The organism is Streptomyces sp. NPDC002623 (assembly GCF_053592635.1).
Window position 1 is genome coordinate 1 of record NZ_JBSFWB010000039.1, and the last position, 16553, is coordinate 16553.

Annotated in this window: 2 protein-coding genes; both read left to right on the plus strand. The window is 75.5% G+C overall.

Going from position 1 to position 16553, the window contains the following annotated elements; genetic code table 11:
• Positions 1-166: 166 nt before the first annotated feature.
• On the plus strand, positions 167-13081 hold the full coding sequence (locus ACWD4O_RS40920) for an amino acid adenylation domain-containing protein (RefSeq protein WP_451288167.1): 12915 nt from the start codon (positions 167-169) through the stop codon (positions 13079-13081).
• The gene (gene fabD / locus ACWD4O_RS40925; protein WP_451288124.1) at positions 13078-16425 is read left to right on the plus strand and encodes an ACP S-malonyltransferase; all 3348 of its coding nucleotides are present in this window, start codon (positions 13078-13080) and stop codon (positions 16423-16425) included. Before ACWD4O_RS40920 ends, fabD begins: the two co-directional genes overlap by 4 nt.
• The last annotated feature ends 128 nt before the right edge of the window (positions 16426-16553 follow it).

Below are 16553 nucleotides of genomic sequence, written 5' to 3' on the forward strand. Positions count from 1 at the left end.
CGCCCCGGCCGCCGCTCCGGCCGCCGCCCCGGCCGCCGCTCCGGCCGCCGCCCCGGCCGCCGCTCCGGCCGCCGCCCCGGCCGCCGCTCCGGCCGTCTCCCCGGCCACCGAGGCCGCGGCCCGCGTCCTGCGCCCGCGCACCGACGGTGAGGAGAGCCGCCACCCCCTGTCCGAGGGCCAGCGCGCCCTCTGGGTGATCGAACAGATCGCGCCCGGCACCTACGCCTACAACCTGCCCCTCGCCCTCCGGCTCGACCGCGGCCTCGACGTGCTCGCCCTGCGTGCCGCCCTGCAGGACGTGGTCGACCGGCACGCCGAGCTGCGGGCCACCGTCCACGCCGGCGACGAGGGGCCGTACGCCCGCATCGCGACCGAGCCCGAACTCCCCTTCCAGCAGGTCTTCCTGACCGCCACGAGCGACGCCGAGCTGCGTGACCGGATGCGCGCCGACCTGCGCCGCCCCTTCGAGCTCGCCGCCGGCCCCCTCGTCCGCGCCACCCTCTACACCCTGGGCGACGGCCGCAACGCGCTGCTGCTGACCTTCCACCACCTGGTCTTCGACGGCGTCTCCATCGCCCTGCTCATGCGCGAGCTGGAACGCGGCTACCGCGCGCTCCTCGCGGGCCGTGCCCTCCCCGCCGAGCGCCCCGCCCGCAGCTACGCCGACTTCACCGCCCGACAGCGCGAGCTGCTCGCCGGCGCCGAGGGCCGACGGCTGCGCGCGTACTGGACCGAACGGCTGCGCGGGCGCAGGACCACCGTGCCGCTGCCGCTGGACCGGCCCCGCCCCGCCGCGCCGGGCTTCCACGGGGCGAGCCTGGACGGGCACATTCCGGCTGCGGTCGCCGACCGGGCCCGCGCGCTCGCCGGCGCCGAGCAGACCTCCCTGTTCGGGGTCGTCCTCGCCGCCTGGTTCACGCTGCTGCACCGCTACAGCGACCAGGCCGACATCGCCGTGGGCACACCGACGGCCGGACGCCCGGCGAACGGCTTCGACGACACGCTCGGGTACTTCATGAACATGGTGGTGCTGGCCGAACGCGTCGACGGCGCCGAGGAGTTCCGCGGCCTGGTCCGCCGCGTCCACCGCACCGTGCTGGACGCCCTGGAACACAGCGCGTACCCGCTGATCACCCTGGCCGACGACCTCCGCCGCACGGACCCCGAGGCCGGCGCCCCCTTCAACGTCGCCTTCTACTTCCAGAACTGGACCCGCACCGCCCGCCGCGACGCGTCCGGCGACGCCGTGGTGCTCGGCCCGGTCGAAGGGGTGCACCAGGAAGGCGAGTTCGACCTGACCCTGGAGGTCGTCGAGCAGGAGCAGGGCTGCCGCTACACGCTCAAGTACGACCCCGGCCTCTTCGACGAGGAGACCGTGGCCCGCCTCGGCGCCCACTTCACCGCCCTCCTCGCCGCCGCCGTCGAAGGGCCCGGCACCCCGGTGGCCGACCTGGACCTGCTCACCGAGGACGAGCGGGCCCGGCTCACCCCGCCCGCCCCCGCCGACTACCCGGCCGACACCCTGGTCTGGGAACTCGTACGACGGCAGGCGGACGCCCGGCCCGACGCGGTCGCGGTCCGCCACGCCGGCGCCGAACTGACGTACCGCACGCTCGTACAGCACGTGGACGCCCTCGCCGCCCGGCTCACCGCCGCCGGAGCGGGCCGTGGCCGGACCGTCGGGGTGCTGCTCCCGCGTGACCAGGACCTGCCGGTGGCGCTCCTCGCCGTCCAGGCCTCCGGTGCCGCCTACGTACCGCTCGACCCCGCCTACCCGCAGGACCGGCTCGCCTACATGGCCGAGGACGCCGGGCTGCACCTGCTGCTCACCCACTCCACCTGCGGCGCCGGCCGCACGGCGGTGCCCCGGCTGGTCGTCGACACCGCCGAGCAGCCGCCGGCCCTGCCCTCGCCCGGCCCGGCCGGCCCGTCCGACGCCGCGTATGTGATCTACACCTCCGGCTCCACCGGCCGTCCCAAGGGCGTCCGGGTGCCGCACCGCGCGCTGACCAACTTCCTGTGGTCGATGGCCCGTGAGCCCGGCTTCGGACCCGGCGACACCCTGCTGGCCCTGACCACCGTCTGCTTCGACATCTCCGGCCTGGAGCTGTACCTGCCGCTGATCACCGGCGGCACGGTGGAGGTGCTCGCCGCCGCCGACGCCCGCGACGGGCTGCGGCTGCGCGAGGCCCTCGAACGGGCCCGCCCCACCGTCGTGCAGGCCACCCCGGCCACCTGGAGCATGCTGCTGGCCGCCGGCTGGCAGGGCGACCCCGCGCTGAAGGTGCTGTGCGGCGGCGAGGCGCTGCCCGCCGACCTGGCCGAGGCGCTCCTCGCGGGCAACGGGCAGGTGTGGAACCTCTACGGCCCCACCGAGACCACCATCTGGTCGGCGGCGAGCCGCCTCACCCCGGGCGGCCGGGTCACCCTGGGCGCCCCGATCGCCAACACCGCGCTGCACGTCCTCGACAGCGCGCGCAGGCCCGTCCCCACCGCCGTCGCCGGGGAGCTGTACATCGGCGGCGACGGTGTGGCCGACGGTTACCTCGGCCGCCCCGAACTGACCGCCGAGCGCTTCCTGCCCGACCCGTTCGCGGCGCGCGCCGAGGCCCGCATGTACCGCACCGGCGACCTCGTACGACGGCTCGCCGACGGCACGATCGAGTACCTCGGCCGGCTCGACTCCCAGGTCAAGGTGCGCGGCCACCGGATCGAGCCGGAGGAGATCGAGGCGACCCTGCGCCGGCTCGACGGCGTCCGCGAGGCCGTCGTCGTGGCCCGTGGACAGGCAGCCGGCTCGCACACCCTGCTCGCCTGCTACGTCCTGGCGGACGGCGCGGCCGAGCCGGACCGCGAGCGGCTGGCGGCCTGGCTGCCGGACCACATGGTGCCCGACGCGCTGGTCCGGGTGACCGGCTTCCCGCGCACCCTGAACGGGAAGACCGACCGCACCGCGCTGGCCGCGCTGCCCCTGGCCGACCTGCGCGCCCGCTTCGGCGCAGGGTCCCCGCCCGCGGCCCGCACCGGCGCCCCGGCAGGGGCCGCCGACGGCCGCACGCAGGCCCTCGTCGACGAACTGGCCCGCATGGTCGCCGCCCTGGTGGACCTGCGTCCCGAGGACATCGGCGTGCACACGCCGCTCGGCGAGACCGGTATGAACTCCGTGAGCTTCACCGCGCTCAGCGCCGAGCTGCGCAAGGTGTACGGCATCACCGAGTACCCGACCCTCTTCTACCGCCGCGGCACCCTGCACGCGCTCGCCGAGCACCTGTGGGAGCACCACGCGACCGCGCTGACGGCCCACTTCGGGACGGCCCCCCAGGCATCCGCCACCGAACACGCCGCTCCGGCCGGGCCCGAGATGCCGGCCGTCCCCGCCGGGTCCGGGACCCCGATGGCCCCCGCCGGCCGTGAGGTCGCCGTCATCGGCATGGCCGGGCGCCTGCCCGGCTCCATGGACCTCAGGGAGTTCTGGGACCACCTCGCCGCCGGCGACGACCTGGTCGGCGAGATCCCCGCCGACCGCTGGGACTGGCGCGACCATCCGCGCTCCCGCTCCCGCTGGGGCGGCTTCGCCCCGGACGTGGACCGGTTCGACGCCGCGTTCTTCGGCATCTCACCCCGAGAGGCCGAACTGATGGACCCGCAGCAGCGGTTGCTGCTCGAAACCGTCTGGCAGGCCGTCGAGGACGCCGGCCACCGCCCCTCCGAGCTGGCCGGGAAGCGGGTCGGCGTGTTCATCGCCGTCACCAACTCCGACTACCACGAGGTGCAGCGGGCCGCCGGACGCGCCACCGAAGGCCACACCCTCACCGGCGCCGCGCTGTCGATCGTCCCGAACCGCGTGTCGTACCTGCTCGACCTGCGTGGTCCCAGCATCGCCGTCGACACCGCCTGCTCCGGCTCCCTCACCGCCGTCCACCAGGCCTGCGCCGCCCTGCGCGACGGCACCTGCGACCTGGCCATCGCGGGCGGCGTCAGCCTCATCCTGGCCCCGGGCGTCTACGAGGCGCTCAGCCAGGGCGAGATGCTCAGCCCCGACGGCCGTTGCAAGGCCTTCGACAGCCGCGCCGACGGCTATGTGCGCGGCGAGGGCGCGGGCGTGGTCCTGCTCAAGCCGCACGAGCGGGCCGTGCGCGACGGCGACGCCGTGCACGCCGTGATCAAGGCCGCCGCGCTCAACCACGCCGGCCGGACCACCTCGCTCACCGCCCCCGACCCCGAGGCCCAGGCCGACCTGCTGGTCGAGGCCTACCGGGCCGCCGGCGTCCACCCGGACACCGTCGGCTACATCGAGGCGCACGGCACCGGCACCGCCCTGGGCGACCCCATCGAGACCGCCGGCCTGAGCACCGCCTTCCGGCGGCTGCGGGCGGGGGCGGACGCGCCCGCCGGGTTCGCTCCGTGCGCCATCGGCTCGGTCAAGACCAACATCGGCCACCTGGAGGCCGCCGCCGGTATCGCCGGACTCTTCAAGGCAGTCCTGTCGATGCGGCACGGCACCATCCCGGCCGGCCTGCACTTCCGCGAGCAGAACCCCTACCTGGAACTCGACGGCGGCCCCTTCGAGGTCGCCGCCACCGCCCGGCCCTGGCCGCGTCCCCGGGACGCACACGGAGCCGAGCTGCCCCGCCGTGGCGGCGTCAGCTCCTTCGGCTTCGGCGGGGCGGGCGCGCACATCGTGTTGGAGGAACCCCCCATGCCGGACACCCGCGACGAGCCCGCGGCCCAGCAGGTCTTCGTGCTCTCGGCCCGCGACGGCGACGCGCTCCGGCGCTCGGCCGCCCGGCTCGCCGACCACCTCGGGCGCCAGGACGTCCCCGCCGGGGACCTCGCCCACACCCTGCAGACGGGCCGGGAGCCGATGCCGCACCGGCTCGCCGTCGTCGCCGACGGCGCCGCGGCCCTGCGCGCCGAGCTCACCGCGTACCTGGCCGGACGCCCCTCCGCCGTACGCACCGCCCAGGTGACCGCCCCTCAGGCGGGCGACCCCGTCCCCCCGGACCGGCGCGACCTCCACGCCCTGGCCGCCGCCTGGCTGCACGGCGCCGACATCGACTGGCGCCCCCTGCACGAGGGCGCCGCCCGATGCCGCGTCCACCTGCCCGCCTACCCGTTCGCCGGCCCCCGGCACTGGGTCGCCCCCGGCGAGCGCCCCGCAGAGCCCGGCCCCCGGCTGCACCCCACCCTCCTGGACGCCAACGTCTCCACCTTCGGCGAGCAGCGGTTCGCCAAGACGCTGACGGGCGAGGAGTTCTACCTGCGCGACCACGTCGTCGGCGGCGACCTGGTGCTGCCCGGCGTGGGCTACCTGGAGATGGGCCGCCTGGCGGGCGAACTCGCCGCCGGGGGAGCCCCGGTGCGCGGCGTCGACGACCTGGTGTGGGCGGCACCGGTCCGGCTCGCCGCCGGCCACACCGGGCACCCGCTGCTGGTCCGCGTCACCGGCGACCGCTCCCGCGCCGCCTTCGAGGTGGCCGGCGCCGCCGAGGACGCGCCGGTGCACGCCGGCGGCACCCTGCGCTTCGACGACCCCGGTTCCCGGCCCGCCCCCATCGCCCCGGCGGACGTACGCGCCCGCTGCACCCGCGTCCGGGCGGGGGCCGACTGCTACGACGCCTTCGTCCGGCTCGGCTTCGCCTACGGTCCCGCCTTCCGGGTGATCGAGGAGATCGCCGAGGGCCCCGGGGAGGCGCTGGCGACGCTGCGCCTGCCGGAGCCGCAGCGCGCGGACGCCGACGCGTACACCTTCCACCCCTCGCTGCTGGACGCCGCCCTGCAGACCGCGGGCCGGCTCGTCCCCGGCGCCGGGGACCCGGCGGGCCCGGCACCGTACCTGCCGTTCTCCCTGGGCTCGGTGCGTCTGTACGCCCCTCTGCCCGAGCGGGGTTACGCGTACGCCACCCCGGCCCGGCGCCCCGCCCCGGCGGGCTCCCTCGCCTTCGACGTCGCCCTGCTCGACGAGAACGGGCAGGTGGCCGTCGCGCTGGAGTCCTTCACACTCAGGGCGCTGCGCCCCACGGACGCCACGCGGCCGACGGACACCGCACCCGCGCCCGGGATACAGGCCGTGCCCTCCCTCGACGTCGTCCACGCCTTCGAGCCCGGCTGGCAGGCCGCGCCCGCTCCGCACGGCCGACTCCCCGCCGCCGCACGGGTCCTGCTGCTCGAGCCCGCCGCTGCTGCCGCCGACGCCACCGACGTGGCCGCCGCCCTCACGGCGACGGGCGCCGACGTCCGCCGTATCCCGCTCGGCAGCGGCAGCGGCAGCGGCATCGGCAGCGGCTTCGACGCCGAGGCCGCCGTGCGCGCCGCCGGAGCCGGACCCGTCCACGTCGTCCACCTGGCCGGACGCGACCGCACCGCCCGAGACTCCGTGGAGCACGGCTTCCACCCGGCCCTGGCCTTCCTGCGGGCCTGGCAGCGCGAGCGCCGCGACGCCCTGCGCTATCTGTACGTCCACCCCGAGCCGGCCCCGTCGCCCGCCCAGCCGGCGATGGCCGCCTTCGCCCGCACCGTGCGGCTGGAGCACCCGTCGGTCGCCCTCGGCGTCCTGGCCCTCGCCCCGGGCCGTCCGCTCGCCGAGGCCGTCGTCGCCGAACTCGGCACGGACGGCGGCCCCGAGGTGCGCATGGACGCGGCGGGCAGGGCCCGCCGCGCCTGGCGGCACGTGAGCCTCCCGGCCGCGCCGGGCGCCGCGTTCACCGGCGCCGGCGCGCACATCGTCACCGGCGGCACCGGCGCCCTGGGCCTGCTCGTCGCCGAGCACATCGCCGCCGCACGGCGGGCCGCCGGTGTCACCGGCGGCGGCATCGTGCTCGCCGCGCGCACCGCCCCCGGTCCCGAGACCCGGGCCCGCGCCGACGCCCTCGGCGCTCTGGTGGTGCTCGCCGACGTCACCGACCCGACCGCCGTGCGCGACCTGGTGGCCGAGGCCCGCCGGGCGCACGGCTCGGTCAGCGGCGTCGTGCACGCGGCCGGCGTCCTCCGGGACGGGCTCCTGCGCACCAAGCGGCGTGCGGACGCGGACGCCGTCCTCGCCGCCAAGGTGCACGGCACCGTGCTGCTCGACGAGGCGACGGCGGACGAACCGCTGGACTACTTCGTCGCGCTCTCCTCCGCGGCCGCGGCCTTCGGCAACGCCGGCCAGGGCGACTACGCCTTCGCCAACGCCTTCCTCGACCACTTCGCCGAGGAGCGCGAGCGGCGCCGCCGGGAGGGCGTCCGGCACGGTCGTACCCTCGCGGCCGCCTGGCCGGTCTGGGCCGACGGCGGGATGCGCGTCGACGCCGACGCCGAGGCCTACATGGAGCGTGTGCTCGGCATGCGCCCACTGCGCACCGCGCCCGCCCTGCACGCCCTGGACCGCGCCCTCGCCCACACCGCGCCGCGCCTGCTCCTGGCCGCCGGCGACCCCGACCGCATCCTCCGGGCCCTCGAAGACGCCGGACCGCACAAGGACGGGTCCGCCACCGCCGCGCCCGGGGCGCACGAGCGCGCCGAGGAACTGGTCCTGCGGCTGCTCGCCGAGGAACTGAAGCTGCCCGAGGCGGAGATCGCCGTCGCCGAACCCTTCGACCGCTACGGCGTGGACTCGCTCATCACGATGAGCCTCATCCGCCGCCTGGAGGAACACGTCGGCCCGCTGTCGAAGACCCTGCTCTTCGAGTACGTGACCGTGCGCGACCTGGCCGGCCACCTGGCCGGGGCCCACCCCGGCGCGTTCCCGGCGGCCGCCGTCCCGGACACCACCGCCCCCGCGGCGACCGTGCTGCCGACGAAGCCGGCCGAGCCGGTCGCGCCCGTCGCGTCTGTCGCGCCCGCCCCGCAGGACGCCGCCATCGCCATCATCGGCGTCGCGGGACGCTACCCCCAGGCCGACGACGTCACCGAGTTCTGGCGCAACCTGCGCGCCGGCCGGGACAGCGTCGAGGAGATCCCCGCCGACCGTTGGGACCACGGCCTGTTCTACTCGCCGGACAAGTCCGCCACCGGCAAGACCTACGGCAAGTGGGGCGGCTTCGTACCCGGCGCCGACCGCTTCGACCCGCTGTTCTTCCGGATGTCGCAGATCGAGGCGGAGCACACCGACCCGCAGGAACGGGTGTTCCTGGAGACCGTCTGGCATCTGATGGAGGACGCCGGATACACCCGCGAGCAACTGCGCGGCACCCGCACCGGCGTGTTCGTCGGCATGATGTACGGCCACTACCAGCTGTACGGCGTCCAGGAGGCGCTGCGCGGCGAGGGCTTCGCGACCTCCTCGTCGTACGCCTCGGTGGCCAACAGGGTGTCGTACTTCTTCGACTTCGCAGGGCCCAGCATCGGCCTGGACACCATGTGCTCCTCGTCGCTGGTCACCATCCACCAGGCCTGCCTCGCCATCCGCAACGGCGACTGCGACGTCGCCGTGGCCGGCGGGGTCAACATCTCCAGCCACCCGGCGAAGTTCCTCCAGCTCGCCCAGCGGGGCTTCCTCGCCGAGGACGGGCGCTGCCGCAGCTTCGGCGAGGGCGGCACCGGGTACGTGCCCGCCGAGGGCTCGGGCGCCGTCCTGCTCAAGCGCCTGGACGCGGCCCTCGCCGACGGCGACCGGATCCTCGCCGTGGTCAAGGCGTCCGCCGTCAACCACGGCGGCGCGGGCGCCGGTTACAGCGTCCCCAACCCCAAGGCCCAGGGCGACCTCGTGCGTACGGCGCTGGAGCGGGCCGGGCTCGCGCCCGCCGACCTCGACTACCTGGAGGCGCACGGCACGGGCACCGCGCTCGGCGACCCGGTCGAGATCACCGGCATGCTGCGGGCCTTCGGCGAGGAGCCGCCCGAGCGGCTGCCCATCGGCTCGGTCAAGTCCAACATCGGCCACGCCGAGTCGGCCGCCGGCATCGCCGCGATCACCAAGGTGCTGCTCCAGATGCGGCACGGCGAGCTGGCGCCGTCCCTGCACGCGGACCGTCTCAATCCGAACATCGACTTCACGGCGACCCCGTTCGAGGTCCAGCGCGAGCGGGCGCCCTGGCCCCGCCGCGTCCTGGCGGACGGCAGGGTACGGCCGAGGACGGCGGGCGTGAGCTCCTTCGGCGCGGGCGGCACGAACGCCCACATCATCCTGCAGGAGTACGTCGGCGACGGCGAAGGTGCCGGTGCCGGTTTTGAGGCCGTCCCGGCCGGTCCTCAGCTGGCGGTGCTCTCCGCGCGGGACGCCGGCCGGCTGGCCGCGCAGGCCCGGCGGCTCGTCGGCCACCTGCGCGCCGAGGGCACCGCCGCGACGCCCGCGCAGGTCGCCTGGACCTTGCAGACCGGCCGGGAGGCGATGGCCCACCGGCTGGCCGTGCTCTTCCACGACCTGCCCGAACTGTGCGCCCGCCTCGACGAGTTCGCCGCAGGCGGCACCCCGGCGGGCAGCTGGACCGGCGTGGTCGACCCGCGCCGGCCCGCCGCGGGCGAGCGGCTCCCCGCCGACCCCGCCGCGTACGGCACCGCCTGGACCGGCGGACAGCAGGTCGACTGGCCTGCCCTGCACCCCGGCGGCAGGCCCGCCCGGGTGGCGCTGCCCGGCTACCCCTTCGACGGCGACCGGGTCTGGCTGGCCGCGGCCGACGCCGAACTGGCCGCCCTCGGCGCCGGGCGGAACGTACTTGGTGCCGGACGGGACGCGCTTGGCGGCGGGCACGATGGGCTTGGCGCAGGGCGTGACGCGCTTGGCGGCGGGCGGGACGCGCTTGGCGGCGGCCCGAGTGCGCAGGGCGCAGACCAGGACGCGTCCGATGCGAGCCACAGCGGCCCCGGCGCCCGACGCGACCCCGAGGGGCTGTTGTTGACTCGGCAGTGGCGCCCCGCCCCGCCCGTGCCCCGTTCGGCGCCGCCCGCCCTGACCGCCGTGCTCGCCGCACCCGGTACCGAGGCGCTGGCCGCCCGGCTCGCGGCGGCGCTGCCGGCCGCCGAGGTGCTCACCGTCGACCGGATCGACGCCGACCTCACCGACGCCGGCACCCGCTGGGACCGCTTCGACGCCGTCGTCGACCTGGCCGGCTGCACCGGAACCGTGCTGCCGCCCCCGCACGCCGACCTGCCCTCCTGGCTGCGCTGGCTCCAGCACCTGGTCGACCTCGGCCGCCGCGACCTGCGCGCCCTGCTCGTCTCGCGCGGTGCGCCCGCCCTCGGCGGAGCGGCCCGGGTGGGCCTGTACCGGATGCTGCAGAGCGAGTACCGGCACGTCCGCTCCCGCCACGTGGAGATCGACCGCGCCGCGAGCGACGAGCAGCTGTGCCGCTGGGTCGCCGAGGAGCTGTCCGCCGACGACGAGCCCGCCGAGGTCGCCTACCGCGGGGGAGCGCGCCACCTGGCGACGCTTGCCGACGCCCCGCGGGCACAGCGCGCCGCACTCGGCTTCCCCGCGGACCATGTGCTGTGGGTGACCGGCGGCACGCGCGGCCTCGGGCTGCTCACCGCGCGCCACTTCGTCGCCCGGCACGGCGTGCGCAAGCTGGTCCTCACCGGCCGCGAGGAGCTGCCGCCGCGCGCGGAGTGGGCCGCGCACATCGCCGCGGACGGCCCGCTGGGCCGCAAGCTGCGCCCGCTCGCCGAACTGGCCGCCCGGGGCGTCGAACTCGAGGCCATCGCCGTGCCGTTGGACGAGAAGGAGGCGCTCGCCAAGGTCCTCGCCGACGTCAGACTGCGGCTCGGCCCGGTCGGCGGCGTGATCCACAGCGCGGGCTTCACCGACTTCGAGAACCCGGCGTTCGTCCGCAAGCCGCAGACCGGCGTCGACCGTGTCCTCGCACCGAAGGTGTTCGGCCTGGACGCCCTGCTGGAGTGCTTCCGGGACGAGCCGCTCGGCCTGTTCGTGCTGTACTCGTCGGTCGCCGCCGCCGTTCCCGCCCTCGCGGTCGGCCAGAGCGACTACGCCATGGCCAACGCCTACCTGGACGCGGTGGCCGAGGCCCGCCCGTACGGCCTGCCCCTGGTCAGCGTGCAGTGGCCGAGCTGGAAGGACACCGGCATGGGGGAGGCCCGCAGCGCCGCCTACCAGGCCTCCGGCCTCGCCGCGCTCACCGACGCACAGGGGCTGGCCCTGCTCGACCGCGCGCTGGAGAGCGGCGCCCGGGTCGTGCTGCCCGTACTGCCGCGCCCCGGCGCCGAGTTCAGCGCCGAGCGCCTGACGGCACGACGCCTGGAGACCCCGCCCGCCGCACCGCCCGCCGCGCCACGATCGATGGCCGGCGCGGGCGCGGACGTGCGCGCGGACGTGCGTGCCGCCGTCGAGGCGGTCGCCTCCTGGCTGCTCGACCGGCTCGCGGCGGAACTGCGCTTCGACCGGGCCAAGTTGGCCGGGGACGTCCCGGTCCATGACTACGGCATGGACTCGATCATGGTCACCCAGCTCGTCCAGACCGTCGCCCAGCGCCTGGACGTCTCGGTCGACCCGTCGGCCCTGCTGGAACACCCGACGATGAACGGCTTCGCGGGGTATCTCGGCGAGGAGCACCGGACGGAGCTGCTCGCCGAGTTCGGCAACACGGAGACCGGCGGCACGGAGACCGGCAGCACGGCACCTGAGGCTGAGACTCAGGCTAAGGCCGGGGCTGCGGAGTCGGCCGCCCCGACACCGTCGGAATCCGCCGCCCCGGCATCCGTCTGGGCCTTCGACACACCCTCCGCCCCACCCGCCACCGTCCACCGGCAAGGCGCCACGTCCCTCACCCCTGACCCGCGAGCGGGCGCCATAGCCGTGGTCGGCCTCTCCTGCCGCTTCCCCGACGCCGACTCCGCCGACGCCTACTGGGAGCTGCTGCGGGACGGCCGTACGGCTCTGCGTCCCGTCCCGGACTCCCGCTTCGGCCGCTCCCTCGGCTACCACGCCGGGCTGCTGCCGGAGGTGCTGCGGTTCGCGCCCGAGCGGTTCCTGCTGTCCGAGGCGGACGTCAAGGCGATGGACCCGCAGGCGCTGCTCCTGCTGGAGGAGGTCGACAGGGCGGTGCACCACGCCGGTCACCGCCCGGCGGACCTCAAGGGCCGCAGGGTCGGCGTGTACGTCGGCGGCCGGGCCACCCACACCCCCGACCCGGCGGCCCTGGAGCGGGCCAAGAACCCGGTCGTGGTCACCGGGCAGAACTACCTCGCGGCCAACATCTCCCAGTTCTTCGACTTCCAGGGCCCCAGCCTGGTGGTGGACACCGCCTGCTCCTCCGCCCTGGTGGCGATGGACATGGCCGTACAGGCACTGCGCACGGGTTCCGTCGAGTCGGCCGTCGTCGCCGGTGTGAGCCTGCTCGCGGACGACCGGGCGCACCAGGTGTTCGGGCAGCGGGGGCTGCTCAACCCCGGGCCGGAGTTCCACGCGTTCGACGGCCGGGCGGCCGGCCTGGTGCTCGGTGAGGGCGTCGGCGTCGTCGTCCTCAAGCCGCTGGCCCAGGCCCGGGCGGACGGCGACCGGGTGCTCGCCGTGCTGGAGGGCATCGCGATCAACAACGACGGCCGCACCGCCGGACCGGCCACCCCCAACCTGCGGGCCCAGAAGGACGTGATGGCCGAGGCGCTGGCGCTCAGCGGCCGTGCGCCGCAGGACGTCGGCTGGGTGGAGACCAACGCCTCCGGCTCGACCGTCACCGACCTGCTCGAACTGAAGGCGATCGAGGGCGTCTACGGTGCCGGCCCGGCCCGTTCGGTGCGGCTCGCGCTCGGATCGGTGAAGCCGAACATCGGTCATCCGCTGGCCGCGGAGGGCATCGCGGCGTTCATCAAGGTCGTCCTGATGCTGCACCACCGGCAGCAGGTGCCGTTCCGTTCCGGACAGCAGCCCCTGCCGCACTTCGACCTGGACGCCTCCGCGATGTACTTCCCGAGAGAGCCCCGCCCGTGGCCTGCGGGCGCGGACCGGGCCGCGCTCAACTGCTTCGCCGACGGCGGCACCAACGCGCATCTGCTGCTCGCCCCGGCCCCGGCGGACCACCGCGCCGCCCGGGCGCCGCTGCCGCAGCCCCCGTCGGAGCGCACGGTCGTCGTCCGGGGCGGCGCCGCCTGCGAGGCACCCGACGCATCTGCCCGGTCGGCGGCCGGCCTGTTCTGGGAGACATACCGATGACCGCGGCCGCCGGGACGCCCCCGACGCCCCCGAGGAACGGGCCGCCCACCGGGCGCTTGCCCGTGGTCTTCATGTTCTCCGGGCAGGGCTCGCAGTACTACCGCATGGGCGAGGAACTCTTCGAGTCCGACGAGGTGTTCCGCACGGCCCTGCGCCGGTACGACGCCGTCGCCGCCGGGCTGCTGGGCGAGTCGGTCCTCGCCCGGATCCTCGACCCGGCCCGGCGCAGGAACGACCCCTTCATCGACACACGTCTCACCCACCCGGCGATCGTCATGATCGAACTCGCGCTGGGCGAGACCCTGCGCGCGGACGGCATCGAGCCGGACTACCTGCTCGGCTCCAGCCTCGGCGAGTACGCGGCCGCGGTCCTCTCCGGCAGCATCGACGCCGAGACCTGCCTGCGGCTGCTCGTCCGGCAGGCGGAGAGCCTGCCGGCGGGCCCGCGCGGCGGGCTGCTCGCGGTCATCACCCGCCCGGACGGCCGGGACCGGATCCCCGCGCTGCCCGGCTGCGAGGTCGCCGCCCGCAACTACCCCGGCCACATCGTGGTCGCGGGCGCCGACGCGGACCTGGACCGGGCCGAGGCGGTCCTGCGCGCGGCCGAGGTGCTGCACCAGCGGGTGCCGGTCGAGTACGCCTACCACTCCAGCCTGATGGACGGTGTCCTCGCCGAGTGCCGGGCCGCCTTCGACGGGGTGACCTTCGCCCCACCGCGCATCCCCTGGGTGTCGTGCGTGGACGGACGGCTCGTCGAGCGGCCCGGCGCCGACCACTTCTGGCAGGTCGCCCGCAGACCCATCGAGTTCGAGCGGGCCATGGCCGCGATGCGGGCCCGCGGCGACTTCCTCTACCTCGACCTGGGCCCCTCGGGCACCCTGCACAACTTCGTCCGCGGCAACCTCCCGGCGGGTGACCGCTCCCGTTCGCTGCCGCTGCTCAGCCCGTTCGGCCACGACCCACGGGTCCTGGAACAGGCCCGGACACTCGCGGCACCGGCCTCCTCCCTCTCCCCCACGGCGATCACACCTCCACATGCACCACCTCCACATGCGCCATATCCCCAGGCACCACATCCACAGGCACCACATCCACATCCGGCTCCGGTGACAGCGAAGACGGCAAGGAAGGCACACGGTATGAAGGTCTACGGTTTCCCAGGCCAGGGGTCTCAGCAGCGGGGGATGGGCAAGGAGCTGTTCGCCAGGTACCCGGGGGAGACCGCGATCGCCGACCGCGTGCTCGGCTACTCGATCGAGGAACTGTGCGTCCACGACCCGGAGCGCCGTCTGGCCCGTACCGAGTACACCCAGCCGGCGCTCTACGTCGTCAGCGGCCTGACCTACCTCGACCGGCTCGCCGAGGACGCCGAGCCGGCCGACTACCTGATCGGCCACAGCCTCGGCGAGTACTCCGCCCTGTTCGCCGCCGGCGTCTTCGACTTCGAGACCGGGCTGCGCCTGGTGCAGCGGCGCGGCGCCCTGATGGCGGAGGCCGGCGGTGGCGGGATGGCCGCGGTGGTCGGTTGCGACGAGGAGACCGTGCTGAGGGTGCTCGCCGACTCCGGCCTCGACGAGATCGACCTGGCCAACTACAACGCCCCCGACCAGTTCGTGCTGTCCGGTCCGGCCGAGCGCGTCGACGCCGCTCGCGCCGCCTTCGAGTCGGCCGGTGTCCGCGCTGTCCGGCTCAACGTCAGCGCGCCCTTCCACTCCCGCCACATGCGCGACACCGCCGCGGAGTTCGCCCGCTTCCTGGACGGCTTCACCCTGCGCACCCCGGCCGTCCCGGTACTGGCCAACGTGGACGCGCAGCCGTACGCCCCCGACGCCGTCAAGGCGAACCTGACCGCACAGATCGACTCCCCGGTCCGCTGGACCGACACGGTGCGTCGGCTGATGGGCCACGGCGACTTCGAGTTCGTGGAGCTGGGCCCGGGCCGGGTCCTGACCAATCTGGTCGCCAAGATCAGGAAGAACGCGGAGCCGCTGCCCGCGCCGAGGGCGGGGGAACGACTCGACGATCCGCTGCCTGCAGGCCAGGTGCCGCCCCCCGTACGACCCGCGGCCCTCGCCGCCCCGACGGCCGACACCCTCGGAGCCGCAACCTTCCGCGAGCGGTACGGCCTGCGGCGGGCGTACCTGCTGGGCGCCCTGTACGGCGGCATCTCGGGCCGCGAGATGCTGGGCGCGGCGGCCAAGGCCGGGCTGCTCGGCTTCCTGGGGACCGGCGGCCTGCCCCTCGACGAGGTGGACGGCCTGCTGCGCGACCTGGCCGGGGAACTGGGCCTGGGCGGCTCCTTCGGCGTCAACCTGCTGTACCGGCACGGCGCCCCCGAGGAGGAGTCCGCCCTGGTGGACCTGCTGCTGCGGCACGGCGTCGACCTGGTCGAGGCGTCCGGCTTCCCGCTGATCACCCCGGCGCTGGTCCGGTTCCGCCTCAAGGGCGGCCGGATCGTCGCCAAGGTGTCCCGCACGGACGTGGCCGCCGAGTTCCTGGCCCCGCCGCCGGAGCGGCTGGTCGCCCGGCTGCTGGAGTCCGGCGAGGTCACCGCGCAGGAGGCCCGCGCGGCGGCCGGCCGGCCGATGGCGGACGATCTGTGCGTGGAGGCCGACGGCGGCTGGCTGAGCAGCACGGCCGACCTGCTCACCCTGCTGCCCGCCGTGCTGCGGCTGCGCGACACGACCGCGACGGGCGGTCACCGGGTGCACGTGGGGTGCGCGGGCGGCATCGGCACACCCGAGGCCGCCGGGGCCGCGTTCCTGCTCGGCGCCGACTTCGTCCTGACCGGCTCGGTCAACCAGTGCTCCGTGGAGGCGGCCACCAGCGCGGAGGTGAAGGACATCCTCCAGGAGGCCCGCGAGTACGACGTGGACACCGCGCCCTGGGGCGAGCTGTTCGACCTCGGCGTCCAGGCCCGCTACCTCAAGCGGGGGCTGTTCTTCCCGGCCCGGGCGTCCCGGCTGCACGAGCTGTGGCGCCGGCACGGCTCGCTCGCCCAGCTGGACGACGAGACCAGGAGCCAGGTTCTCGACCGGTACCTGGGCGGCGAGGCCCCCGCGCCGGTCGCCGCGGGCAGCACCCCCGAGCAGCAGCTGGCAGCTGTGTTCCGCGGCTACTTCACCCGCGGTTTCCGCCTCGCCGTGAGCGGTGACCAGCGCTCCCGGGTGGACTACCTGGTGCACTGCGGCCCCGCGATGGGCGCCTTCAACCAGGTGGTCGCGGACACCGAGCTCCATCCGTGGCGAGCCCGCACGGTGGAGACGATCGCCGACGCCCTGATGGACGGCGCCGCCATCCACCTCTCCGCACGTCTCGGCTCGTTGCTCAACGCTGCGCCGTGAAGGGCGCCTGAAGGGTGCCTGACCAGGGCATCTGTCCTGGTCAGGCACCCTTGTCGCTGCGCCTGGAAGAAGCCCAGCTGCGGATTGGGGCTTGCCTTGGAGGGTCCGTTGTGCTCTGGCTCGCCGCT